This window comes from Oceanobacillus sojae, from assembly GCF_007991515.1.
In the GTDB taxonomy this organism is placed as follows: domain Bacteria; phylum Bacillota; class Bacilli; order Bacillales; family Amphibacillaceae; genus Oceanobacillus; species Oceanobacillus sojae.
In genome coordinates this window covers 26,849-52,937 of sequence record NZ_BJYM01000004.1, presented here as the reverse complement: position 1 = coordinate 52,937, position 26,089 = coordinate 26,849, and the positions used below count along the sequence as shown (strand labels likewise).

25 protein-coding genes are annotated in these 26,089 nt (G+C 39.0%); 23 read left to right on the top strand and 2 right to left on the bottom strand.

What is annotated here, in order from left to right:
- The first annotated feature begins 296 nt into the window (after positions 1-296).
- The 14 genes from gpr to OSO01_RS05520 all read left to right on the top strand — a co-directional run bounded on the left by gpr (position 297) and on the right by OSO01_RS05520 (position 16,491).
- The gene (gpr, locus tag OSO01_RS05585) at positions 297-1,397 is read left to right on the top strand and encodes a GPR endopeptidase (protein ID WP_147209465.1); all 1,101 of its coding nucleotides are present in this window, start codon (positions 297-299) and stop codon (positions 1,395-1,397) included.
- A 129-nt stretch (positions 1,398-1,526) separates the two neighbouring features.
- Positions 1,527-2,696 (top strand): stage II sporulation protein P, encoded by a 1,170-nt coding sequence (spoIIP, locus tag OSO01_RS05580; protein WP_147209464.1) that lies wholly within the window; start codon positions 1,527-1,529, stop codon positions 2,694-2,696.
- Between the two features lie 11 nt (positions 2,697-2,707).
- Positions 2,708-3,001, top strand: coding sequence for a hypothetical protein (locus tag OSO01_RS05575; RefSeq protein WP_147209463.1), 294 nt, complete (start codon positions 2,708-2,710; stop codon positions 2,999-3,001).
- Between the two features lie 177 nt (positions 3,002-3,178).
- Positions 3,179-4,987, top strand: a complete 1,809-nt coding sequence (lepA, locus tag OSO01_RS05570) for a translation elongation factor 4 (RefSeq protein WP_147209462.1) — start codon at positions 3,179-3,181, stop codon at positions 4,985-4,987.
- 673 nt (positions 4,988-5,660) lie between these two features.
- Positions 5,661-6,842, top strand: a complete 1,182-nt coding sequence (hemW, locus tag OSO01_RS05565; RefSeq protein WP_147209461.1) for a radical SAM family heme chaperone HemW — start codon at positions 5,661-5,663, stop codon at positions 6,840-6,842.
- Positions 6,843-6,918: 76 nt separating this feature from the next.
- Complete coding sequence (hrcA, locus tag OSO01_RS05560) at positions 6,919-7,950, top strand: heat-inducible transcriptional repressor HrcA (RefSeq protein WP_147209460.1); 1,032 nt, start codon at positions 6,919-6,921, stop codon at positions 7,948-7,950.
- 104 nt (positions 7,951-8,054) lie between these two features.
- A complete protein-coding gene (gene grpE / locus OSO01_RS05555; protein WP_147209459.1) occupies positions 8,055-8,615 on the top strand; it encodes a nucleotide exchange factor GrpE in 561 nt (186 codons plus the stop codon).
- Between the two features lie 42 nt (positions 8,616-8,657).
- Positions 8,658-10,499, top strand: coding sequence for a molecular chaperone DnaK (gene dnaK / locus OSO01_RS05550; protein ID WP_147209458.1), 1,842 nt, complete (start codon positions 8,658-8,660; stop codon positions 10,497-10,499).
- Positions 10,500-10,681: 182 nt separating this feature from the next.
- Entirely contained in the window at positions 10,682-11,812 is a 1,131-nt protein-coding gene (dnaJ, locus tag OSO01_RS05545; protein WP_147209457.1) for a molecular chaperone DnaJ, read from the top strand.
- 99 nt (positions 11,813-11,911) lie between these two features.
- Positions 11,912-12,853: a 50S ribosomal protein L11 methyltransferase gene (prmA, locus tag OSO01_RS05540; protein ID WP_147209456.1), complete on the top strand. Its 942-nt coding sequence runs from the start codon at positions 11,912-11,914 to the stop codon at positions 12,851-12,853.
- Between the two features lie 17 nt (positions 12,854-12,870).
- Positions 12,871-13,638: a 16S rRNA (uracil(1498)-N(3))-methyltransferase gene (locus OSO01_RS05535; protein WP_147209455.1), complete on the top strand. Its 768-nt coding sequence runs from the start codon at positions 12,871-12,873 to the stop codon at positions 13,636-13,638.
- A gap of 65 nt (positions 13,639-13,703) precedes the next feature.
- Positions 13,704-14,360 (top strand): YdeJ family lipoprotein, encoded by a 657-nt coding sequence (locus tag OSO01_RS05530; protein ID WP_147209454.1) that lies wholly within the window; start codon positions 13,704-13,706, stop codon positions 14,358-14,360.
- 238 nt (positions 14,361-14,598) lie between these two features.
- Positions 14,599-15,069 carry an inner membrane protein YiaA gene (yiaA, locus tag OSO01_RS05525; RefSeq protein WP_147209453.1) on the top strand — a complete coding sequence of 157 codons (471 nt, stop codon included), beginning with the start codon at positions 14,599-14,601 and terminating at the stop codon, positions 15,067-15,069.
- 216 nt (positions 15,070-15,285) lie between these two features.
- Entirely contained in the window at positions 15,286-16,491 is a 1,206-nt protein-coding gene (locus OSO01_RS05520) for a Bcr/CflA family efflux MFS transporter (RefSeq protein ID WP_147209672.1), read from the top strand.
- A gap of 163 nt (positions 16,492-16,654) precedes the next feature.
- Here OSO01_RS05520 and OSO01_RS05515 read toward each other — a convergent pair whose 3' ends face one another.
- Positions 16,655-17,878, bottom strand: a complete 1,224-nt coding sequence (locus OSO01_RS05515; protein WP_147209452.1) for a dicarboxylate/amino acid:cation symporter — start codon at positions 17,876-17,878, stop codon at positions 16,655-16,657.
- Between the two features lie 329 nt (positions 17,879-18,207).
- Between OSO01_RS05515 and OSO01_RS23260 the strand changes: the two genes are divergently transcribed.
- From OSO01_RS23260 to OSO01_RS05505, 3 genes are all read left to right on the top strand, one after another.
- Entirely contained in the window at positions 18,208-18,384 is a 177-nt protein-coding gene (locus tag OSO01_RS23260) for a hypothetical protein (protein WP_156986110.1), read from the top strand.
- A gap of 529 nt (positions 18,385-18,913) precedes the next feature.
- Positions 18,914-19,144 carry a PspA/IM30 family protein gene (locus OSO01_RS05510; RefSeq protein ID WP_147209451.1) on the top strand — a complete coding sequence of 77 codons (231 nt, stop codon included), beginning with the start codon at positions 18,914-18,916 and terminating at the stop codon, positions 19,142-19,144.
- Positions 19,131-19,862 (top strand): hypothetical protein, encoded by a 732-nt coding sequence (locus OSO01_RS05505; protein WP_156986112.1) that lies wholly within the window; start codon positions 19,131-19,133, stop codon positions 19,860-19,862. Before OSO01_RS05510 ends, OSO01_RS05505 begins: the two co-directional genes overlap by 14 nt.
- A gap of 192 nt (positions 19,863-20,054) precedes the next feature.
- Here OSO01_RS05505 and OSO01_RS05500 read toward each other — a convergent pair whose 3' ends face one another.
- Positions 20,055-20,459: a recombinase family protein gene (locus OSO01_RS05500; RefSeq protein ID WP_246145064.1), complete on the bottom strand. Its 405-nt coding sequence runs from the start codon at positions 20,457-20,459 to the stop codon at positions 20,055-20,057.
- 239 nt (positions 20,460-20,698) lie between these two features.
- Between OSO01_RS05500 and mtaB the strand changes: the two genes are divergently transcribed.
- The 6 genes from mtaB (at position 20,699) to floA (ending at position 26,076) form a co-directional block, all read left to right on the top strand.
- Positions 20,699-22,060, top strand: coding sequence for a tRNA (N(6)-L-threonylcarbamoyladenosine(37)-C(2))-methylthiotransferase MtaB (gene mtaB, locus OSO01_RS05495; protein ID WP_147209448.1), 1,362 nt, complete (start codon positions 20,699-20,701; stop codon positions 22,058-22,060).
- A 17-nt stretch (positions 22,061-22,077) separates the two neighbouring features.
- Positions 22,078-22,743, top strand: a complete 666-nt coding sequence (gene deoC, locus OSO01_RS05490; protein WP_147209447.1) for a deoxyribose-phosphate aldolase — start codon at positions 22,078-22,080, stop codon at positions 22,741-22,743.
- Positions 22,744-22,854: 111 nt separating this feature from the next.
- On the top strand, positions 22,855-23,031 hold the full coding sequence (rpsU, locus tag OSO01_RS05485) for a 30S ribosomal protein S21 (RefSeq protein ID WP_019377991.1): 177 nt from the start codon (positions 22,855-22,857) through the stop codon (positions 23,029-23,031).
- Positions 23,032-23,045: 14 nt separating this feature from the next.
- Entirely contained in the window at positions 23,046-23,492 is a 447-nt protein-coding gene (locus tag OSO01_RS05480; RefSeq protein ID WP_147209446.1) for a GatB/YqeY domain-containing protein, read from the top strand.
- A 230-nt stretch (positions 23,493-23,722) separates the two neighbouring features.
- Entirely contained in the window at positions 23,723-25,057 is a 1,335-nt protein-coding gene (locus OSO01_RS05475; protein WP_147209445.1) for an NfeD family protein, read from the top strand.
- A 23-nt stretch (positions 25,058-25,080) separates the two neighbouring features.
- Positions 25,081-26,076 (top strand): flotillin-like protein FloA, encoded by a 996-nt coding sequence (floA, locus tag OSO01_RS05470; RefSeq protein WP_147209444.1) that lies wholly within the window; start codon positions 25,081-25,083, stop codon positions 26,074-26,076.
- Positions 26,077-26,089 lie beyond the last annotated feature (13 nt).

Below are 26,089 nucleotides of genomic sequence, written 5' to 3'. Positions count from 1 at the left end.
TCAGTTATCAATTTTATCCGTACGACAAGATGTATTTTACCAAAGCTACCCCATCTTTTCAATAGAATTGTTACTTAATCAACAAATTGGTATGAAATAATTAAAGGCGTACATGCTAAGAATGTAAAAATACAGGAGTTTATCACGGTGTAAATGTTTATGATTTTCTCCGGCTGATAAGAGGGTATCTGGATTTATCACGGTGCAAATCTATTGATGGGACGAGTAATTGCCGTCTCCGTTCTATAATGTTTCATTTATGCCAATAGTACGCATTGAAAAAGGTGGATGAGGTTATGAAAAATATTGAGGAAAACTTTCAGGTGAGAACTGATTTAGCAGTTGAAGCAAGGGACATGTATACAGAAAAGAAAGAAAGTAAAGAAGACAAAGAAATTGCAGGTGTTACCTTTAAAGAAACCACGATAAAGGATGTAAAAATTTCTTATGTCACTATTGATGAAACTGGTGCCGAGCAAATTGGAAAGAAGCCGGGAAATTATGTCACCATTCATGCTGACGGTGTAAAAAAACAGGATACTGAGAAACAGCATCAGGCAGCGAAGATATTAGCGAAAGAGCTGGAACATTTAATAAAAAAGCAGGATCTGCCAGATAAAGCTTCTTGTTTAGTTGTTGGTTTAGGAAACTGGAATGTAACTCCTGATGCTTTGGGGCCAATGGCAGTGGAAAAGGTTTTGGTTACCAGTCATTTATTTCGTCTGCAGCCAGAATCAGTGGCAGAAGGCTATAGTGAAGTGGCCGCTATTACACCGGGAGTAATGGGAGTAACAGGAATAGAAACCAGTGATATTATTTTTGGAATCGTGGAAAAATATCAGCCTGACCTTGTTATCGCTATTGATGCTCTTGCAGCCAGATCTATCAGCAGAGTGAACGAAACGATCCAGTTATCTGATACAGGTATACACCCGGGTTCAGGTGTGGGCAACAAACGAAAAGAAATAAGTAAACAGACACTTGGAATGCCTGTTATCGCTATCGGAGTGCCGACAGTGGTAGATGCAGTAACAATAACAAGTGATACAATAGATTACTTATTAAAACACTTCGGGAGAGAATGGAAGGAAAAGGATGATCCGTCTAAATCCTTAACCCCCGCTGGTATGAGTTTCGGACAGAAGCAGTTAACAGATGCGGATATGCCTGATAAAGAACAGCGTGAAAAGCTGTTCGGTATAATTGGAGGGCTTTCAGATGAAGAGAAAAGGCAGCTGATTATGGAAGTTTTAACACCAATCGGTCATAATTTAATGGTTACTCCCAAAGAAGTGGATGGATTCATGATTGATATGGCCGAGGTAATAGCAAATGGATTGAACGCGGCTTTGCATGAGACTGTAACAATAGATAATTTTTCAAGCTATTCCAGATAAGCTCTATTTTTTCTTTTTGGGACACATACTATTAAGTCTATTTTTTCTTTTTACACGGTTCTACTTTCTCTATTTTACTCATAGATTAAACTATAGAGTTGTTAGAGAAAGGTGGCATCGTGTATTTTTATGAAAAAAAATAATTGGAGTAAAATTGTACAAACCTTTTCTCGACGAAGTGGTATTTACATTATATTTTTTGTCAGTATCTTTTTACTAATCAGTGTTTTGACCGCTGTTCAACCTGCATATCGGTTTTCATCAGATATGCTTTCGAATTGGACAAAAGAAATGGATAGTACAATTTTTTATCATTTAATTACGATGGAAAACAGGGCCTATAAGCAGAGCTTTCCAGAAGGAGAAGCTGAAATACCGAAACTGTCCGGTTTATTTTTTGAATTGACATCTAATGTAAAGCCGACAGATCCTAGAAGTCTTTTCGGAAATGAAATTCCGGGGTTCGCAATATTTGATAATAAATTATTAATGGCAAGTGATAATGATTTTACACACTTTCCAATCGAATCTAATCCGCCTTTAGAAGAAGTGTTACGGGAAAGAGAAGCAGTATTGACAGAAGAGGAAGAAGCGGAAGGGGAAGAAGAAACGAAAGAAGAAATAGAAAATGAACAGACTACTGGGGACCGGGATGTTGTTTTTATTTATAATACACACAATAGAGAGTCTTTTTTGCCGCATCTGCCTAATGAAACGAATCCTAATGCTGCAATGCATGGAGAAATTAATATTACAAAAGTCAGTGACCGTTTAGCAGAGGGGCTTGAGCAAAAGGGAATTGGAACACAGGTGGATAAGACGGATTTCGGTGAGCTGCTCAACGAACTGGGGATGGGATATCATCAATCTTATGAAGTTTCCCGTGATGTGGTCGCGGAGGCTATGGCAGGTAATCAAGAGATTCAATATATGTTTGACTTGCATAGAGACGCACTTCGGAGAGATAAGACCACACAAACCATTGAAGGAGAAGATTATGCGAAAATTCTATTTGTGATCGGCACCGGGCATCCAGATTATGAAAATAATTTGAAGGTAGCAACTGAATTACATGCATTAATAGAAGAAGCTTATCCCGGAATGAGCCGAGGAGTTTACCAAAAGGATGGGTCGGGCGGCAACGGAATTTATAATCAGGATATGGCTGACAATGCATTACTCATTGAATTTGGCGGAGTAGATAACACGATGGAGGAGCTATACCGTTCTGCTGATGCATTAGCGGAAGTGTTCAGCGAGTATTATTGGGACGCTGAAGCAGTACAGTCTGATCAATAAGGAGAGATTTGATGCGAAATATTATTATATTGTTATTGCTTGTCATCTTTTTTCTGAGCGGACTCGTATTCGGCATGCAAAAGAATGAAACAGCTGAACAAACTGCTATTCCAGACGAGTCTGCCGTTGAGGTAGCAGAAGAGATAAATGAACAAGAGCAAATAATTATCACCGAAACGGATGTGCTGGAAGAAGGTAACTATTCCCTAACAAATCGCACGGCAGCAACCATGGAAGGAATTGTTAAAGGGCTATTTGAAGTAATTGTCTCTATTATGTATGGGATTGGAGAGCTGTTTTTCTAGAAATGAACTAATTCAGGAAATTATTTTGAACAAAAAATTTAACGATAAGATGGTTACTTATTAGTTAATCATTGAATCTCGGGGCGTCAATTGCTATAATCAATGCTAGTAATTGACGCCTTTTTATTGTGGAAAGAAATATAGTTTGTACAGGAAAAACTTAGGAGTGTGCGTGAAATGACGAATAAAAAAAGAAACGTCAGAAATTTTTCGATCATTGCTCATATTGACCACGGAAAGTCAACATTAGCTGATCGGATTCTTGAAAATACAGAAACAGTAACGAAACGTGAAATGAAAGAACAGCTGCTGGATGGAATGGATTTGGAGCGTGAACGTGGCATAACCATTAAATTAAATGCAGTACAATTAAAATATACAAATAAAGCTGGAGAAGAATTTATTTTTCATCTGATTGATACACCGGGGCATGTTGATTTTACATACGAGGTATCCAGAAGTTTAGCTGCTTGTGAAGGTGCTATTCTTGTGGTGGATGCTGCCCAGGGAATTGAAGCACAGACGCTCGCAAACGTTTATTTGGCAATGGAAAATGATCTAGAGATTATTCCAGTAATTAATAAAATCGATTTGCCGAGTGCAGACACGGAAAAAGTTAAAAAGGAATTAGAAGATGTTTTAGGAATTGATGGTGATGAAGCAATCTTAGCTTCTGCAAAAGCAAATATAGGAATTGAAGAGATTCTTGAGCGTGTAGCTGAGGCTGTGCCGGAGCCGCCAGGAAGTGCGGATGATCCGTTGAAAGCTTTAATCTTTGACTCGCTTTATGATTCCTACCGTGGTGTTATTGCTTATGTCTGTGTGAAGGAAGGCTCTGTTAAAGTCGGAGATAAAATCAGAATGATGGCTACCGGTAAAGAGTTTGAGGTAAATGAAGTAGGTGTATTTACGCCGAAACAGCTTCCTCAAAAAGAATTAACAGTCGGGGATGTAGGTTATTTAACCGCGTCAATTAAAAATGTTGGTGATTCACGTGTCGGGGATACCATTACGTTAGCTAACAGACCAGCCGATGAAGCACTTCCAGGTTACCGCCGTCTGAACCCAATGGTATTTTGCGGACTCTATCCGGTAGATTCCAATGACTATAATGATTTAAGAGAAGCTTTAGAACGTTTGGAGCTGAACGATTCCTCTCTGCAATATGAAGCAGAAACTTCTCAGGCACTTGGTTTCGGCTTCCGCTGTGGTTTCTTAGGATTGCTCCATATGGAAATTATTCAAGAGCGTATTGAAAGAGAATTTGGTATCAGTTTAATTACAACAGCTCCAAGTGTTATTTTTGAAGTGGAGTTGACAAATGGCGACGTGGTTTCTGTGGATAATCCATCAGAAATGCCAGATCCGCAAGTCATTCAAGAAGTACGTGAGCCTTATGTAGAGGCTACCATTATGGTTCCGAATGATTATGTTGGGGCTGTGATGGAAATTGCTCAGAAGAAACGCGGGAATTTTGTAGATATGCAATATTTAGATGACATTCGCGTCAATGTGGTCTATCATATTCCGCTTTCGGAAATTGTTTATGATTTCTTTGACCAGTTAAAATCACAGACAAAAGGGTATGCATCGTTTGACTATGAATTAATCGGCTATCAGCCTTCCCGGCTTGTGAAAATGGATATCCTGCTCAACAGTGATTCCATTGATGCGCTATCGTTTGTTGTTCACCGTGATTTCGCTTATGAGCGCGGTAAGCAGATTGTTGAAAAGCTGAAGAAATTAATTCCAAGACAGCAATTTGAAGTACCGGTTCAGGCAGCAATCGGTAATAAAATTGTAGCCAGATCCAATATCAAGGCAGTACGTAAAGATGTAACTGCGAAGCTTTATGGCGGAGATATTACCCGGAAAAGAAAGCTTCTTGAAAAACAAAAAGAAGGTAAGAAGCGTATGAAGATGGTAGGTTCTGTAGAAGTTCCACAAGAAGCGTTTATGGCTGTTCTGAAGATGGATGAGGATTAAATACTAATTTAACGCAAGGTTTATATCGAAACAAACATTTAATTTAACTCGTGTAGCAGACTGCTTTTTCTCTATTTAGGCTGGCAGAAATTGCAGACTGTTACAAATATTTTTATAAGTAAAACCCGTCATGGCAGAGATATATGCTTTTGACGGGTTTTTGAATTATTTATAGGTTCTCCTATGCTTATTTTTCTTTTGAAAACTTATTGTTATTTTCAATTTCCATTTACTCTTCTGTTTAGTTGTCTCCTTGTTTTTTCAGGACTAAGTTTGTTAACCAAAAAAATGAATATAAAAGATGAAGCAAGACTTGCGTATAATTTCTTCATTCAGCTACCTGCCCATATAGAAAATTATAGTTTGTTTTTACACAAAACGGAACTACAATCGGCAAGAGTTTTAAACAGACTGATCTGTGACAACAGACCTCTTTATGTCAGCTATCATCCTTCACTGGCCTTCATCATTTTTTCGATTTACATTTCAGCCCGTAAGAATGATAGTTAAACATATTTAAATGTGATAAAATACAGTACATTGTCTTTTATTCAATCAAAGGCTTTGTCTTCGGTATTTGAAAATGAACGAATAATTACAGGTATATTTCCGTATGAAATGAAGAAACTCCTGTTGATTGACGATTTATTTTAGTAAGAAAGGAAGTCAAACAATGCAAGTTCAGTCAGTATATATTCATATTCCTTTTTGTAAGCAAATTTGCCATTACTGTAATTTTGTAAAATATTATTATATGGAGACAAAGGCAGATGCCTTCATAGATGCATTAATAAAAGAAATTGATACAGCTATTCCCGGAAAAAGAAATGTCTTCCGGACGATTTATATGGGTGGCGGAACTCCTACAGCGTTGTCCATGAGTCAGCTGCAGAAGCTTTTTCACTTTTTAAATGAAAAGTTTGACCTCACGTCATGTGAGGAATTTACGATTGAAATTAACCCGGGTGATATTGATGCAGAAAAAGCAGCATTGCTTCATGATTATGGAGTAAACCGGATTTCTTTTGGTGTCCAAGTAATGGATGATGATATGCTTGAAAAAATTGGCCGCATACATCGTGTGGCGGATGTTTATACAACAGTTGATATTTTGACACAGGCAAAGTTTACAAACATTAGTCTGGATTTAATTTATGCTCTCCCTGATCAGTCAGTATCCCACTTTGAAAAAACATTAAAAGAAGCCTTGCAGTTTGGACTTCCTCATTACTCAACATATGCACTGCAAATTGAGCCGAAAACCGTGTTTTATCACAAGAAGAGAAAGGGAGCCCTGCATCAGCCTCCAGAGGATGACGAGGTAGAGATGTATCAGCTGCTTCAGGAAAACATGAAAAAACAGGGTGTGCTTCAGTATGAAATAAGTAATTTTGCCAAGCCGGGATACGAGAGCAGACATAATTTAACGTACTGGAATAATGACTATTATTTTGGGTTTGGAGCCGGAGCTCACGGATATTTACCGGGAAAACGTACAGCAAATTACAAACCTTTGGGAACTTATATGAAAGAAATCCACCGTTTCGGTTCAGCAGTTGAACAACTGGAAGAAATAACGCTGCAGGACAGAATTGAAGAAGAGCTGTTTTTACAGCTGCGAAAAGCGGAAGGAATTGATAAGAAAGTATTTCGGCAAAGATATGGTGTATCTTTGGAGAAAATATATGGGAATGAATTAAATCAATTAATTCATGACAAATTATTAACATATAACGATGGAAACTATGCATTGACGAACAGAGGAATGCTTCTTGGCGACAGAGTTTTCGGGCAGTTTTTATTACTGGAAGACTTTGATCAAAAAATTATAGCCGCAGAAAGTCAAACTGTTTGACAAAAGAAAATGAATTTGATAATTTTATTATAGATTTAGCACTCAAAACATGAGAGTGCTAACAGAGGTGATCATCATGTTAACAGATAGGCAACTTATGATATTGCAGGTGATTATTGATGATTTTATAGAATCTGCTAAACCGGTTGGATCCAGGGCGCTATCTAAAAAAGATACTTTACCGTACAGCGCCGCAACGATTCGAAATGAAATGGCGGATTTAGAAGAGCTGGGCTTTTTAGAAAAGACGCATACCTCTTCTGGGCGTGTGCCTTCAGAAAAAGGATATCGTTATTATGTCGATCATTTAATTGGTCCTGAAATATATCAGCATGGACTGGGCATCATTGAAAGATTAACAAATAACGGAATATATGAATTTGAACAGATTGTGCAGACGGCAGCAGAGGCTCTCTCTAAGTTAACAAATTATACGTCAATCATTCTTGGACCGGAAATGTTTGAAACAACAGTAAAGCAGATTCAGGTTCTAGCACTGTCCGATCAATCAGCAGTAGCGATTTTAGTAACAAACACAGGTCATGTAGAGCATCGATCCTTTACTTTGCCAAAAGGAGTTTCATCATCTGATCTCGAAAAGCTGGTAAACATTTTAAATAACCGTCTTCAGGGGATTCCACTTTACAGGATTCCTGAGGTGATTCAAAATGAAGTAGCTTCCTTAATGATGAAATATATGAATGGCGTAGATTCTTCACTCAATTGGATTCGCACACTCTTCACACAAGAGCAGGCTGTAAAGCTTTATTTTGGCGGTAAAGCCAATATCTTGATGCAGCCGGAATTCAATGATGTTGATCGAATTCGCTCATTTTACTCCTTGATGGAACGCGAGGATGAAATTGTAAATCTCTTGAAGAACTCTAATCAAGGTATTAAAGTTTCTATTGGTCATGAAAATGAAGTTGAAGAGATTAAAGACTTGAGTTTGATCACTGCTTCTTACCATATTGGCGGCGGCCAGATGGGTACAATTGCATTAATCGGACCCACGAGAATGGAGTATAAAAAAGTATTATCCTTAATGGAAAGCATCTCCAAGGAAATGACTGGTGCAATGGGAAAATGGTATAGTGACAAATCATGATGTAAGTGAACATCCTTATAAAGAAATCAAGGGTTTTGGTTTCCTGTCTATATCTTCTATGGTATAGTTTTTAATTGTAATTTAGAAAAGAGGTGCCCGAGTAGATGTCAGAGAATGAAAAAAAAGAAGAAGTAAAACAAGAAGAACAAGAAATTGTTGATGAGACAACAGAAGAAGTGAATGCTGAATCTGAATCTGTCGATGAAAATAATGAATTAGAAGTTCAAATTGAAGAATTGAAAAATGAAAAAGAAGAGCTTACGAATCGTATGCTCCGCTTGCAGGCTGAATTTGATAATTATAAAAGACGCACATTAAAAGAACGTGAAGCAGATCGTAAATATAAAGCACAGGACATGGTGCAGGAACTGCTTCCGGTTATGGATAATTTTGAACGTGCCCTGCAGGTAGAGGTATCGGAAGAAAACAAAAGCATACTTGAAGGAATTGATATGGTATACCGTCAATTACAAGATGTATTTGCTTCCCAGGATGTTTCCATTATTGAAACAGAGGGTGCTGACTTTGACCCGAATCTGCATCATGCAGTAATGCAAATTGAAGATGATTCAATTGAAGCAAATAAAGTGGTTGAAGAGCTGCAAAAAGGCTATCTCTTAAAAGACCGGGTTATCCGTCCGGCTATGGTAAAAGTCAATAAATAATCTAATATGTGTCATTGAAGGATTTAAGGAGGAAATGAAGAAATGAGTAAAATTATTGGAATAGACTTAGGAACAACAAACTCATGTGTGTCAGTAATGGAGGGTGGCGAAGCAGTCGTTATCCCTAACCCGGAAGGAAATCGTACAACTCCTTCTGTTGTATCTTTTAAAAACGGTGAAAGACAGGTTGGGGAGGTTGCTAAACGTCAGGCAATTACAAACCCGAATACAGTTCAATCTATCAAACGTCATATTGGTACAGATTATAAAGTGACTATTGAGGATAAAGAATATACACCACAAGAAATTTCAGCAATCATTTTGCAATATATCAAATCTTATGCAGAAGATTATATCGGTGAAAAAGTAGAGAAAGCTGTTATTACAGTTCCTGCTTACTTTAATGATGCTGAACGTCAAGCTACAAAAGATGCTGGTAAAATTGCAGGTCTTGAGGTTGAACGTATTATTAACGAACCAACAGCAGCAGCACTTGCATACGGTATTGATAAAGATGATCAGGATCAGACAATTCTTGTATATGACCTTGGCGGCGGTACATTTGATGTATCCATCTTAGACATCGGTGATGGTACATTTGAAGTAGTTGCAACAGCCGGAGATAATCGTCTTGGCGGAGATGATTTTGACGAAGTAATCATCAAGCATATGGTAGAAGAGTTCAGAAAAGAAAACGGCATTGACCTTTCTAAGGATAAAATGGCTGTACAGCGCTTGAAAGATGCTGCAGAGAAAGCAAAGAAGGATTTATCTGGTGTTGCACAGACACAGATTTCTCTCCCATTTATCACAGCCGGCGATGCAGGTCCATTACACTTGGAAATGACATTATCCCGTGCGAAATTTGATGAGCTATCATCTGATTTAGTAGAACGTACAATGAAACCGACACGCCGTGCACTTTCTGATGCCGGATTATCTAAAAATGATATCCACAAAGTTATCTTAGTTGGTGGTTCTACACGGATTCCAGCCGTACAGGAAGCAATTAAAAAAGAATTAGGTCAGGATCCTTCTAAAGGCGTTAACCCGGATGAAGTTGTAGCATTGGGTGCAGCTATTCAAGGCGGCGTATTACAAGGAGACGTTAAAGACGTATTATTACTTGACGTAACACCACTTTCATTAGGTATCGAAACAATGGGTGCAGTCTTTACTAAACTGATTGAACGTAATACGACAATACCGACAAGTGCATCACAAACATTCTCTACAGCAGCAGATAATCAAACTGCAGTAGATATTCATGTACTTCAAGGGGAACGTGAAATGGCGGCAGATAACAAAACACTCGGCCGTTTCCAATTAACTGATATTCCACCGGCACCACGTGGAATGCCTCAAATCGAAGTATCCTTTGATATTGATGCCAATGGTATTGTAAATGTTAGAGCGAAAGATTTAGGAACAAATAAAGAACAATCCATTACAATCAAATCTTCCTCCGGTTTATCTGATGAAGAAGTAGACCGCATGGTAAAAGAAGCAGAAGAAAATGCAGATGCGGATAAAGCGCGCCGTGAAGAAGTCGAGCTTCGTAACCAGGCAGATCAGCTTGTATTTACAACAGATAAAACATTGAAAGATTTAGGTGATAAAGTTTCTGATGAAGATAAACAGCAGGCAGAAGCTGCGAGAGATGAATTAAAAGAAGCTTTAGAGTCTAATGATCAGGAACAAATCAAAGCGAAGAAAGATGCTTTGGAAGAAAAAGTTCAACAGCTTTCAGCTAAGCTCTATGAGCAGGTTCAGCAGGAGGCTCAAGCAGCACAAGGAGCAGAAAATGCTGGTGGACAACAGGATGACGATGTTGTTGATGCTGATTATACTGAAGTCGACGATGACGATAAAGAAAATAAATAATAAATAGTTACTGAATAAAAGTCAAAGTCAGGATTCTCTTGGCTTTGACTTTTTTACAGACTAATGTAGAAAATGAACGCATGGCAGTCAGTTTGATTCGAAGCAGATATTCATTGTTGCCACAGACAAATGAATGATGATATGATTAAACTTATGCAATCAGAGTTTCGGGAGTGAGTAATTTGGCAAAACGTGATTATTATGATGTTTTAGGCGTGGATAAGAGTGCCTCGAAGGATGAGATAAAAAAGAGTTACCGGAAGCTGGCCCGTAAATATCACCCAGATGTAAACAAAGAAGAAGGCGCAGCGGAAAAATTTAAAGAAGTAAAAGAAGCTTATGAAGTATTAAGTGATGATCAAAAAAAAGCACAATATGATCAATTTGGGCATGCAGGAGCTCAAGGTCAGGGATTCGGCGGTTTTGGCGGAGGCGGCGCTCAAGACTTTGGCGGATTCAGTGACATTTTTGATATGTTCTTTGGTGGCGGAGGGCGTACGCGTGATCCAAACGCTCCGCAGCAGGGAGACGATTTACAATATACGATGATTCTTGATTTTGAAGAAGCGATTTTCGGAAAAGAAACGGATATTGAAGTCTCTCAGGAAGAAGAATGCGATACTTGTCATGGTTCAGGAGCGAAACCGGGTACAAAGACAGAAACATGTTCGCACTGCCATGGTTCAGGCCAACTAAACCAAGAGCAGAATACGCCGTTTGGTCGTGTGGTTAATCGCCGTGTATGTCATTATTGTAACGGAACAGGTAAAATTATACCTGAAAAATGTGAAACCTGCGGCGGTTCCGGAACAGTTAATAAAAAGAAAAAAATTCATATTAATATTCCGGCAGGTATTGACGAAGGGCAGCAAATCCGTGTCGCCGGAAAAGGAGAGCCGGGAAAAAATGGCGGGCCTGCAGGCGATTTGTTTGTTGTAATTCGTGTTCGCAAGCATGATTTCTTTGTCCGCGAAGGCGACCATATTTTCTGTGAATTGCCGCTTACCTTTGCACAGGCTGCTTTAGGTGATGAAATAGAAGTTCCTACTGTACATGGGAAAGTCAAATTAAGAATTCCAGCAGGTACACAGGCAGGCAAGACTTTCCGTTTAAAAGGAAAAGGAGCACCAAATGTTCATGGAAGAGGTCATGGAGATCAGCATATTAAAGTGAAGATTATGACACCAACCAACTTAACAGACAAACAAAAAGATTTATTGCGTCAATTTAATGAACTAGGCGGACATGAATCTACAGATGAACAAGAAGATAATATTTTCCAACGTTTTCGTAAAGCGTTCAAAGGTGACTGATCAGGGCACCCTCCAGCTTGAATTTGATGATATTTTCAGGGTAAAGGCTGGAGGTGCCTCTGTTTACATAGATATTTTAAAAGGACGGCGGTGTTCAATATGAAATGGTCAGAGATTACCATTCTTACAACAAACGAAGCAGTGGAGCCTATTTCAAATATTTTGCATGAAACAGGTGCGAGCGGATTAGTTATCGAAGATCCATTGGACCTGGAGCGTTTTGAAGGAGAAGGATTTGGAGAAATTGTGGAGTTAGATCCTGAGAACTATCCGGATGAAGGGGTTCGTATTAAGGCATATCTGCCAATGAACAGCTTTTTAGGAGAAACTGTAGAGGAGATTAAACAAGCAATTAACCAATTACTTCTTTATGATATTGATTTAGGGAAAAATCAAGTAACAATAAGCGAGGTTCATGAAGAAGAATGGGCGAGCGCCTGGAAAAAGTACTATAAACCGGTCAAAATATCCAACCGGATTACAATCACTCCGACATGGGAGGACTATAAACCGGTATCTACAGATGAATTAATTATTGAGCTGGATCCGGGAATGGCTTTTGGTACTGGCACACATCCTACCACAGTATTGAGTATTCAAGGTTTAGAAGCCTATATAGAGCCTGGTGATAAAGTTATTGATGTTGGCTGCGGCTCAGGGGTCTTAAGCATCGCTTCTGTAAAATTAGGCGCGGAGTCAGTACAGGCCTTTGATTTAGACGATGTAGCTGTACAGAGTACAAAATTAAATGTGAAATTAAACCGCCTTCAGGATAAAGTAACAACGAAACAGAATAATTTACTGGACGGGGTAGAGAGCCAGGCAGATATGATTGTTTCCAATATTCTCGCTGAGATTATTGTCCGTTTTGTAGAGGATGCTTATAATAGTCTTCGTCCGGGCGGCTATTTCATTACTTCAGGTATTATCCAGAAGAAGAAACAGTTGGTCCGGGATCAGTTAACAGAAGCCGGGTTTGATATTATTTCAGTCAGCGAAATGGAAGATTGGGTTTCCATTGTTGCTAAAAAACCGGAATAAAAGCAGGTGAAATTAGAATGCAGCGCTATTTTATCTCGAAAGAACAAATACAAGATCAATCGATCCGAATTCTTGGAGACGATGTCCATCATATGACAAAGGTTATGAGGAATAAGCCTGGTGATAAATTTATTTGCAATACAGAGGATGGGAAATCAGCTCTTTGTAAAATTGAAGAAATGCATGAAAAAGAAGTGCAAGCAATAATTGAAGTTTGGCTGGATGAATCCGTTGAATTACCAGTGGAGGTCACCATTGCACAAGGAATTCCTAAAGGTGATAAATTTGAATGGATTCTTCAAAAGGGAACTGAGCTGGGGGCAGCAAAATTTATTCCGTTTGCAGCAGAGAGATCTGTTGCAAAATGGGATGACCAGAAATTTCATAAAAAAGCAAAACGCTTTGAGAAAATTATTAAAGAAGCTAGTGAACAGAGTCATCGCAATCGGATTCCTGAACTGCTCCCTGTTATGCAATTTAAAGCTTTATTAGAAGAAAGCGAATCCTATACAGTAAAGCTTTTTGCATATGAAGAAGAGGCTAAAGGAGCAGATAAAAAATCTTCTCTTTTTGCATCTGCATTGGATAATGTATCCGAGAATGATCGAGTTCTGCTTGTGATAGGTCCAGAGGGCGGGATTTCTGCGGAAGAAGTGGATTATCTTAAAGAGTCTGGTTTTCAGGCAATAAGACTTGGTAAGCGTATTTTGCGTACGGAAACAGCAGCTTTATATGCGTTGGCAAGTATTTCTTATCATATGGAAGAATTTAGATACAAAGATTAGAGGGTAAAATAGTCGGATAAAGGCTGTTTTGCCTTTTTTAGAAGCTATCAAGCGAGGGATGTAAAATGAAAAGAACACTGGCTTCAATGATAATTTTAATTACCATCGCATTCCTTTTTGCAGCTTGTAATGATGATGCTAAACAAAGCAGGAATAGCGAGGACAGAGCTGGGGAGCAGAAGGAGAAGACTGAAGAAAACAAATCCGCAAATAAAACAGATGATGACTTAGAAGAAGTAAAGAAGAATGATTCTACAGAAAAACCATCCAAAGAAGAGGAGGATGAGAGTTCAAATAATCAATCGAATGACAGTAAGGTGAACAGCGATGTCTTATCTGAATATTCAGCTGATGAAATTGAATTCGCCCGTGTTTGGCTGCAAATTATAGGTAATCAGGATATCGAAGAATTAAACGTTTACCATACCTCAGCCGGAGAACAAGTAAATCCCTATGAAGAAACAAGTGTTGATTATCCAGAAGATGTTATCACTTTAGGGGGAGGAATTATGGCAGATGGTATCGTGACTTATAGCGGTAATGGAGACGGAACAATTAATTTATATGATGTACCCTCACACTGGCCGAGCGAGGAGCAAATAGACACGTCAATGGAGGAATATACGGAGAATATCGTTAAAAATACTGAAAAGATTTATATTGAAACAGGTAACGACGAAGAAGTAACCGCACTAATCAAAAAGCTGAATATTGAAAGCTAGAAATAAGTCTCAGGATATAAAAAAGATTATAACGTTAAAGCTTAGGCAGTATTAATTACGTTGAAGCCATTTTGTTATTTATGCTGTGCATCTCGAATTTCCTTTGTAAGTCTAAGTAACTATCTTTTTAAAATCATCTTCTCTTTACAGGGAAATCACGTATAATAAATGTAAGTATAAGCATTGCAGAATTATTGCAATGCTTTATTTTATAGATATAAAGAAGGAGGCAATGTGAATGGCAAGCGAACCTAAGATTGTAACAGACAGGGAAGAGGATGTGGAACCAAAGATAAAAATTGAGAGAAAAGAAGGCGAACCTACCGCAGCATTTAAAGGCGCTTCCTGGGCAGCTTTATTAATTGGTGTATCTGCTTATCTTATCGGCCTGTTTAACGCAGGAATGGAACTGAATGAAAAAGGCTATTATTTTGCAGTATTAATATTTGGATTATACTCAGCGGTATCGTTACAAAAAGCGGTAAGAGATAAAGATGAAGGAATTCCAGTGACAAATATTTATTATGGTATCAGCTGGGTTGCACTTATTATATCTATTTCATTAATTGGTATCGGTCTATACAATGCCGGAAGTATTGTTTTAAGTGAAAAAGGATTCTACGGTATGGCATTTGTACTTAGCTTATTTTCCGCAGTAACGGTTCAGAAAAATATTAGAGATACAGAGCAGGCTAGAGAAAGAGATTGAAAATGGAATAGGTTAGCTGAATATGAAGAGCCTAATTTCTTTAATAGAATAAAGAAATCAGGCTTTTTAATTGTCCTAATAGTTATATCGATTGCCAATCAATATTTGAAAGATTTGACAGTTGGATGAATAAATTTTAAAATTTTCTCTGTCTAATATTATCTGCAATAAAGCTGTCAGGAGTGAGAATGATTGAAATTTGAAAGAGAAGTAACGATACAGCATAACCCGACGGGATCAACTCGATTGGGATTAGCATTGCTTCTCGGGTTACTAGCTTTTTTAGGGCCGCTTAATATTGATATGTATTTGCCCAGTTTTCCTGAGATTGCTCAAGATTTAGATACAAGTGCAACACTTGTTCAGGCGAGTTTAACAGCGTGTTTGCTGGGACTTGCAATTGGTCAATTGTTTGCGGGCCCCATAAGTGATTCCCAGGGGAGAAGAAAGCCGTTACTGATTGCTACGCTCCTGTTTGCTTTGGCTTCGGTTCTATGTGCATTAGCTCCTAATATTGTGATATTGATTGCAATGCGTTTTTTACAAGGGTTAACTGCCTCAGCCGGAGTTGTTCTCTCGCGGGCAGTTGTACGGGATGTGTTCAGTGGACAGGCACTTACAAAGTTTTTTTCGTTATTGATGGTGATTAATGCGATCGCTCCAATGATTGCCCCGATGATTGGCGGGTTTATTCTGGCGTTTCATTCGACCAGCTGGAAAAGTATTTTTTTCTTTTTAAGTATAGTTGGGTTGCTTATGGTTGTCATTGTAGCTATGAAGCTTAAAGAGACCTTACCGCCGCATAAACGAATCTCGAGTTCAGCAGGAGCTTCGGTAAAAACAATGGGCAGTTTACTGAAAGATCGCTCCTTTATCGGCTATGCCTTGGTCGTCGGGTTTATCCATGGCGGCAGCTTTGCTTACGTATCGGGAACTCCATTTATATATCAAGACATTTATGGTGTATCTCCTCAAGTATTTAGTGTATTATTTGGTATTAATGGGCTGGCAATTATTACTGGCAGCTTTGTTATCGGGCGCTTCAGCGGAATCATTTCAGAAAAAAAGCTGCTTCAAGCTGCTGTTGTAACTGCACTTACGGCTACATCCTTATTACTTGTCATGACAATTATTGAAGGACCTTTAGCGATGATCGTTATATTGATTTTTATTTATATGATTACAATGGGTATGATTTTGACGAGTACCTTTACGTTGGGGATGGCCAAACAGGGTCATCGTGCAGGAAGTGCGAGTGCTGTTTTAGGTATGCTTCCTTTATTGCTTGGTTCCATTTTTTCACCATTGGCGGGTATTAATGAGGCATCAGCGGTGCCGATGGGGACTATTTTATTTGTAACAACGCTCATTGGTTTTATTGCTTTCTTTACAACTGTTAAAAAAGATGAAGTAAAGGCTTAAATGAAAAATTTATTATAGACGAGACTACATGAGAATGAAGTAATGAGTAAGATTAGTCGTATTCTCTGCGCCAATCATTTGTTTTTATATAAACGGATGAAGCAGCAGACGAATAACTCCATCTGTAAAATAATTTATAAAAAACAGGAAGGGTGGTTATTGCTCACCCTTTCTGTTTTTTACTATCCGGCCGATTTTCCCATTGCTGTAAAAGACTTGCATTCGCTGTATTTCCGAAAACATTCAATAGTGTACGGAACCCTTCTGTTACCCGGTCAATACCGGCAACGATCGCAATTCCTTCTAAAGGCAGGTTTGCTGCGGAAAGTACTGTGGTCATCATAATAATCCCTGCGCCAGGTACCCCTGCTGTACTAAATGAGACAAGCAAAGCACTCAGGAAAACTGCGATTACAAGTCCTATCGTTAAATCTACCCCAAACAGCTGCGCAACAAAAATGGCGTTAAATCCCTGTAAGATACCAGCGCCATCTCTTTTTAAGGCTGTTCCGAATGGAATGGCAAAACCGGATAAATCAGTTTGCAATCCAGCTTTCTCGGCTCCATTTAAGGCAAGAGGTAAAGCTGCATTGGAACTGGCTGTACCGAATGCTAACGTAAATGCGGAGCCAAATCCCCGGAAAAAAGATTTTGGTTTTACACCGGAGGCAAATAAAATCAGTACATATAAACCAATCATAAGAATAATTGCTAAAATCAAACCAAGCATATAAACAGCCAGGTTGCCGATAATTCCAAATCCCTGCGTTGCTATTACAGAGGTAATCAGGGCAAAAACCCCATATGGAGCTATTTTTAATACAAGCTGCAGGATTTTCTGCACAATTTCGTACATGCTTTTCACAACATTTAAAAAGGGACGAGTTTGTTCCTCTTTCAACAGATTAATCGCTGTACCTACAAGGGCAGAGATGACAATAACCTGTAAAAGGTTCCCTGTTGCCAATGCTTCAAATGGATTAGAGGGAACAATGCTTACGAGCCATTCGATTAAGGAATATCCTTCATCGCTGGCCGATGCCTCGCCTGTAGAAATGGCTTCTGCATTATTGCCAGGACGAACGATTAACGCGACTACAAGCCCAAGGCCGATAGCAATAGCAGAAGTTACCACATAAAGGCTCATCAGCTTTGTTGTATATCGGGCAATATAGCCAGTCCCTCTTAACTGAGTGATACCCATAATCAAGGCTGCAAATACAAGCGGGACAACAATTAATTGAATTGCCCGTAGAAATATTTCGCCAGCAGGCTGTAACAGATGCTGATCGAGCGGCTCCACCCAGCCCGGAGCAAGCAAGTTCAGTAAACCTCCGAAAAGAACTCCTGCACCCAAAGCCATAAAGATTCTATTTGATAAAGACATTCTCCCCACTTCCTTTTATCCTATTTCATTATATATTAGCACATTAAACTCATAATTCACATCTTTTTAGTGGGTAATAAAGAATTGCTTTAGTGACAGCGGTTTAAAGCTTGTTTGGATTAGGGTATTTTAAATTTGTCTCCTGATTTTTATGATGGAAAAGTTTATAAAGCTTTGTTTTTATTTATATTTCTAAGGGTATAAGTATAATTAAAGTTCAGAGGAATAATGAAAAACATGTTCATCCTGGAATAGTAGAGTATAGATGCTTATTCTCAGGAGCGAAAGTTGAGTGAATGTATTAAAGAAAGAGAATATAAACATTTAACTTGGTTAGATTATACGTATTAACTAATGAGGACAAACGGATCGATCAATTGTCAGGATTAACAATGATTGGGCTGGGAGCATGGCTTGCGGCAGAAAAATCTCCAATATTGGTTTCAATTATTTCCTGGGAAACCGCATGTTCTGACATGTTTATGCTGAAAGCTGTAGAAGAATAGCGTTTTTTCATACCTTGGAAGAACGGGTTAAACTCATGAAATAATTTATTGTTAGGAATTCTTTGTATACTATAGAAAAAAGAATCATTCATCATATTTAAGATAGAAAGGTTCTTTAGTATTCTATTTCTAATCTTCTATGATAATATAAGATACGATGAAGTTATAATAAAGAAATTAATGAAAGAATGATAAATAAATGGCTGAAAAGCTACCGAAAACCATCAGATTTCATACGCTCGGCTGCCCCCTACTAAACTCACTTAGGATTGCTACAGAATTTTGTAATGGCAAGGCATAGAAGAGTTGGGGGAATTACCTCAAAAGTCCTTTTTATTGATTTTTTTCTTTGAATAATACCGAATAGCTGCCACATTATTTTTTAGAAACATACCTTAAAGCATTTAAGAATAAATGTCTGTTTCCTAAATTATCTGGAGAAACGCCTCAAACGAAACTATTTGCAAAATCAATCGTATTTCATATTGTGAACAAATCGTACATTACTTATTCTAAGAGGAGGATTTGTATGTTTCAATTATATAATAGAATGAAAACCATTGTCAGTTCAGAATTGAATACAATGACTGACAAGGCAGAAGATCCGGTCAAAATGTTAGAACAATACCCGATAGATATTGGGAAGGATATTCAAAATAATGAAGAATTATCAAAAAAAGCACTGAAAGATAAAAGACACTGGGAAAAATCGTATGAATCTTTACAGGCTTCATGGGAGCATGCAGATGAAGTTGCCTGATATCGGACCGGACCCACTGCCTCCTTCCATGTGGGCGCGGAGTGTGTCTCGGTATGAGCCACACGGCCTCGATGTGTTGGAAGCCCACGTGGTCGCGCATCGAATGAATGCGTCTGAGTGGACGAAGAGTTCGGCTCTGCAGAAAATTTGGGCGTTTCTCGTCGGATTTGTTCCTTGGCTGGCGTCGATTGGCGGGTTTGCGGCGCTGTTGGGCGATGATCGTGCAATCCGTCTTGGGCGTATGACCCCTAGGGACGCGGGAGACATTCCTTTCGCTTCTGTCTGCTACGCAATTGCAGCGCTCGGCGTGGTGGTGCTGCTTGTGGACTGGGTGCGGGAAGGACGCAAGCAGACGCCTGGCCTACGCCTGACCATGACGATTATCTTCGTGTTCGGCGCACTCGGGATTCCCGTGGCGTACATGCTGGCGGCTCGCGAGGGTGTGGACATGGGCCTCATGATGTTGCCGGCCTACGTGATGATGGGCCTTGCCATCTTGCTGTTCATTCTCGTGCAGATGTCGCCTCTCCCGGAGATGAAGGTGCAGGAGATTGCTCTTGAGGATCTTGACGAGAAGACTGTGAAGCGTCTGCTGATGCTACGCGGCCGGGCTATCGACACCCTCGTGCAACGGGGCCTGATTAATAGCGACGTCGCTGACATCAACGTGCTAAAGGCGCGCCCGCTCGGTCGTTTGCACATCGAGGACGACACATGAATATCAGAAGTTTAGCCTTACCTCATTAACAGAGCCTTCTCATAGAAACAGAGGCGTATGGGCAATCGCCCACGCCTTTGAGATACAAGAGCGGGGAGGGGGGATTACCCCCAAATCCCCTTTTTATTGTTTACTTTTTTAAAAATAATACCGAATAGCCATTGAGATACCTCGTCTCTCAATTAAATCCTTTTAAATTAATTCCTTTAATAATTCAGTAGTTGCATCCCAATTTAGATTTGTAAGGTTTTGAAGGTCTATCCTTTTTGCAGATCCATGTTCTTTTAAATATTGTAGAATTGTATCCTCAAAATTTTTGTAGTATAACCTTTGTTTGCCTCTATTTTTTTGCTTTTCAATTATATGACTATCTAAAGCAGCAAACAGCATTTTACCACATTTGCCACAATACAATTTCTTACTAAATATATGATCATGTTTATTTTCCCGTTGAATGTGGAGATTTCCTCTGTAATTACCATCTAATATTTTTCCAACACGAATAAACTGTTCCTTGGAAATAATACTTTCATGATTATTTTCTTTAACAACCCATTCCTTTTTGTCTTTCTTCCAAGTGTCTTTTCTAAGGAACAATATATCAGAACTTTCAAAGTGGCAAGTTAAATGAACAATTGAATGAGTGTTTAAATGAGATGGCGGAATTAATAGAAGAGTCCTCCTTGCAGAATAAAGTGGAATTAATTATTTAAATAAAAAATCATTCATCATATTTAAGATAGAAAGGTTCTTTAGTATTCTATTTCTAATCTTTTGTGATAATATAAGATACGATGAAGTTATAATAAAGATTGTAATGAAAGGATGATAAATAAATGGCTGAAAAGCTACCGAAAACCGTCAGCTTCCACACGCTAGGCTGTAAGGTAAATCACTACGAAACTGAGGGTATTTGGAGAATGTTTAAGGAACAGGGTTATGAACGTGTAGACTTTGATCATGATGCGGATGTTTATGTCATTAATACATGTACAGTTACTAATACAGGTGATAAAAAAAGCAGACAGACAATCCGCCGTGCAATTAGAAATAATCCTGATGCAGTAGTCTGTGTAACTGGGTGCTACGCACAAACCTCTCCTGGCGAGATTATGGAGATTCCTGGTGTCGATGTCGTTGTCGGTACGCAGGAGCGAAAAAATATCTTTACTTATATTGAAGAGCATGAAAAAACAAAAGCTCCTATTAATGGTGTGTCAAACATTATGAAAAATCGTGTATTTGAAGAAATGGATGTACCTGTATTTACAGACCGCACACGGGCATCACTGAAAATTCAGGAGGGCTGCAATAATTTCTGCACATTCTGTATTATTCCCTGGTCAAGAGGACTGCTTCGCTCCAGAGATCCTGAAAATGTGATTGAACAGGCAAATAAATTAGTGGAAGCAGGGTATAAAGAGCTTGTACTTACAGGAATACATACGGCTGGATATGGAGAAGATTTAAAGGATTATAATTTCGCGATGCTTCTTGGAGAGCTGGAGCAGGTGGAAGGGTTAGAACGCATCCGAATCAGTTCTATTGAGGCTAGTCAAATTACGGACGAGGTTATCCGTGTGCTGGACAGAAGTAAAAAAATTGTCCGTCACTTGCACATTCCATTGCAGTCCGGGTCAGATACGGTATTAGCCAGAATGCGCCGTAAGTACTCAACAGATTTTTACCGACAAAAAGTGAAAAAGATACAAAAAGCACTGCCGGGATTAGCGATTACCTCGGATGTCATTGTCGGATTTCCTGGGGAAACAGAGGAAGAATTCCAGGAAACGTATGATTTTATTAAAGAAATCGGCTATGCTGAGCTTCACGTATTCCCTTTCTCCAGAAGAACTGGAACGCCTGCAGCCAGAATGAATAATCAAGTAGAAGATGAGGTGAAAGAAAAACGCGTGCATGACTTAATTTCACTATCTGATCAGCTTGCAAAAGAATACGCCTCTAAATACGAAGATGAAGTATTGGAAGTAATTCCAGAAGAGCATGCCAGTGAACAGGAAAACAATCAGCTTATAGGCTATACGGATAATTATATGAAAGTACAATTCGAAGGTTCAGCCGATTTAATTGGTAAAATTGTTAAAGTGAAAATAACAGAGTCCGGCTACCCTATTAATAAAGGTGTTTTTGTAAGGGTGATGGATCATGCCACACATATTGCAGAAAAAAACGCATAAAAAAGGAGATATTAATCATGAATTTAGCTTCTTATATTGACCATACATTACTAAAACCAGATTCTACGAAGCAGCAAATCGCAAAAATTGTCGAAGAAGCAAAAGAAAATAAATTTGCATCCGTTTGTGTAAATCCACATTGGGTTGTTTACTGTGCAAGCGAACTAAAGGATTCGCCAGTAAAAGTATGTACCGTAATTGGTTTTCCTCTGGGAGCAACAACAACACAGACAAAGGTTTATGAAACCAAAGAAGCAATTGAAAATGGTGCAACAGAGGTAGATATGGTTATAAATATTGGAGAATTAAAAGCAGGAAATGAAGCATTAGTTAAAGCAGATATTAAGGCTGTTGCAGATGCTGCAAAGGGAAAAGCCTTAACCAAAGTAATTATTGAGACAGCTTTGTTAACAGATGAAGAAAAAGTGCTTGCCTGTAAATTAGCAAAAGAAGCCAGAGCAGATTTTGTGAAAACATCAACCGGTTTTTCCGGAGGTGGTGCAACTGTTGAAGATATCAAATTGATGCGGGAAACAGTCGGACCGGACATGGGAGTGAAAGCATCTGGAGGAATTCGTGACTTAGAAACGACGGAATCGATGATTGAAGCTGGAGCAACACGTATTGGTGCAAGCGCCGGAGTGGAAATTGTTTCAGGTAAAGAAGGAACTTCAGATTATTAATAAATAACCATTGACCGCACGGAAGGTTTATATTATACTTTAAAAAGGCATGAGAGTATGTTCATGTCAGCATTAAATATGGTTTTGTGCTTCGGAGGGAGGGAAATTAGCATGTCAAATACAACTCGCGTTCGTAAAAACGAGTCTCTTGAGGATGCTCTTCGTCGCTTTAAGCGTAGTGTATCAAAAAGTGGTACATTACAGGAATATCGTAAACGTGAACACTATGAAAAACCTAGTGTACGCCGTAAGAAGAAATCTGAGGCTGCTAGAAAACGTAAATTCTAAAGAAGGTGTAACGTATGACGCTACTTGATCGATTGAATCAAGATATGAAGCAGGCGATGAAGAACAAAGATAAAGAAACCCTTAGCGTTATTCGCATGGTAAAGGCTTCTATTCAGAATGAATCGATTAAGCTTGGAAAAGATACTCTATCTGAGGACGAAGATTTAACTATTCTTTCGAGAGAAGTTAAGCAGAGAAAAGATTCCCTCCAAGAATTTAAAAATGCTGGAAGAGAAGATTTGGTTGAAAAAACCGAAAATGAATTGGATATACTTGCACAGTATTTACCAAAACAGCTTTCAGATGAAGAATTAACATCGATCATTCAGGAAACAATAAAAGAAGTGAATGCAACCTCGATGAAAGATATGGGGAAAGTAATGGGTTCCGTGATGCCAAAGGTTAAAGGACAGGCTGACGGTACTAAAATTAAACAAATAGTAGAGCAGAAATTGCGATAAAAAAAAACCAGCCCGTTTTTGGGTTGGTTTTTTAATTTGAATTAAAATGTAGTTTACGACAAGTATCAATATGTACACAAAAGACTTTTCTAACTTGAATATTAGATGAAGCTTTCTATTCCTTCAAAAGGTATGGTACTATCAGAGTATGCCCATCCACGAAAAATGAAACCTTTTATGAATTACTTTCGTAAATATAGATAAGGTGGACGATGAGGGGGTGATTCAAGTTGAAAAGACATCGCAGGCGGTTGGCTGTATACATATTTTTTGTATCAGTTTTAACCTTGGTATCTATTTTCACAGGGAAACAGGCCGAAGCCGAGCAGGGCCAGGGTAAAACAGTATATATTATTCCGATTGAAAATGAAGTGGAAAGAGGACTTGAAGCTTTTATTAAACGAGCCACCGAAGAAGCTATGGAAAGTGGTGCAGATCACATCATTTTTGAAATTGATACTCCTGGAGGACGTGTAGATTCTGCTGGTCAAATAGGCTCGCATATTCAAAGTCTAACTATTCCAACAACAGCGTATATCGTTAACGAGGCGTTATCCGCCGGTTCTTATATTGCCTTATTCTCTGATAATATTTACTTTAATCCGCATGCGACTATGGGAGCAAGCGGCGTCATCAATCAGGATGGAACAGCGGCTGATAAAAAAGCACAATCTGCCTGGCTTGCACAGATGAGAAGCGCTGCGGAATCAAACGGCAGAGATCCTATTTATGCAGCGGCGATGGCTGATAGCAGTATTGATTTACCGGAATATGGAGCTCCTGAAGGGGAATTTTTAACATTAGGCCCCCGGCAGGCGGTTGAAGTAGGCTATGCAGAAGGTATAGTCTCAAATCGCGCCGAACTTCTCGAAGAACTTAATCTTTCTGAAGCAACTATTGTAGAAACAGAAACATCTTTTGCAGAAGACCTGGCAAGATTTCTGACGCATCCGGTTGTTATACCTATCTTGCTTTCCGTTGCCAGTATCGGGCTGATTGTTGAGCTGTATTCTCCTGGTTTTGGAGTACCGGGAAGTTTGGGATTATTGTCATTGCTCCTGTTCTTTTATGGTCATATTGTTGCCGGCCTGGCTGGAATGGAGGCACTTCTTCTCCTTATCATTGGTATTGGCCTAATTGTAGCAGAATTCTTTGTCACCGGAGGTATATTGGGTGTCCTGGGTATTGCTGCAGTGGTCGGGTCTTTATTCATGTCAGGATATGATATGGTACACATGTCAATGAGTATAGGTATTGCCTTTTTAATTGCTGTGATTCTTGCTATCATTCTGTTTAGAAGAATTGGTATGGACAAAGGTATTTTCCGCCATATCATTTTAAGAGACAGTACCGCAACGGAACAAGGTTATGTATCCTCAGTGAACCGTTTAGAGCTTGTCGGACTTGAAGGAAACTCATTAACACCACTGCACCCTTCCGGATTGGTCGAATTAAATGATGAGACAATTGATGTTGTTTCTGATGGATCTTATATTGAAAAAGGAAAAAAGGTCAAAGTAATTCGAGTAGAAGGTGTTCGTGTCGTAGTTAGGGAAATAAAATAACTTTTTAATCAGGAGGAATCAGAATGGATGGAGAAATCTTAATGCCGCTTATCATAATCGCGGTCATCGTTATTGCTTTAGCAATTTTATTTACTTTTGTTCCAGTTGCACTATGGATTAGTGCCTTGGCTGCCGGGGTAAAAATCAGTATCTTTACACTAATTGGTATGCGTCTGCGCCGGGTTGTGCCAAACCGTGTTATTAATCCGCTTATTAAAGCGCATAAAGCAGGGTTGGAAGTAAAAATTAATCAGCTTGAGAGTCACTATCTTGCCGGTGGTAACGTAGATAGAGTGGTTAACGCTCTAATTGCTGCCCAGCGTGCAAATATTGATTTACTATTTGAACGTGCAGCAGCGATCGATTTAGCTGGCCGTGACGTATTAGAAGCGGTACAAATGAGTGTAAACCCGAAAGTAATTGAAACTCCATTTATCGCAGGTATTGCAATGGATGGTATTGAAGTTAAAGCATTAGCAAGAATTACAGTACGTGCAAACATTGACCGCTTAGTCGGTGGTGCTGGTGAGGAAACAATTATCGCCCGCGTCGGTGAAGGTGTGGTAAGTACAATTGGTAGCTCAGATGCACATACACAGGTACTTGAAAATCCGGATATGATTTCTCAAACAGTTTTAAGTAAAGGGCTTGATTCCGGTACTGCCTTTGAAATCCTATCGATTGATATTGCTGATGTAGACATCGGTAAAAACATCGGTGCTATCCTTCAAACAGACCAGGCAGAAGCTGATAAGAATATTGCTCAGGCGAAAGCTGAAGAACGTCGTGCAATGGCTGTAGCACAAGAGCAGGAAATGGTTGCCCGCGTACAAGAAATGCGCGCGAAAGTTGTGGAAGCAGAAGCCGATGTACCACTTGCGTTAGCAGAAGCATTGCGTTCCGGTAAAATGGGTGTCATGGATTATATGAACTACCAAAATATTGATGCAGATACAGATATGCGTGATTCTATTGGTAAGCTTTCCAAAGACAACAAAGATGACGATCAAAACAAGTAATTAAAATGACAAA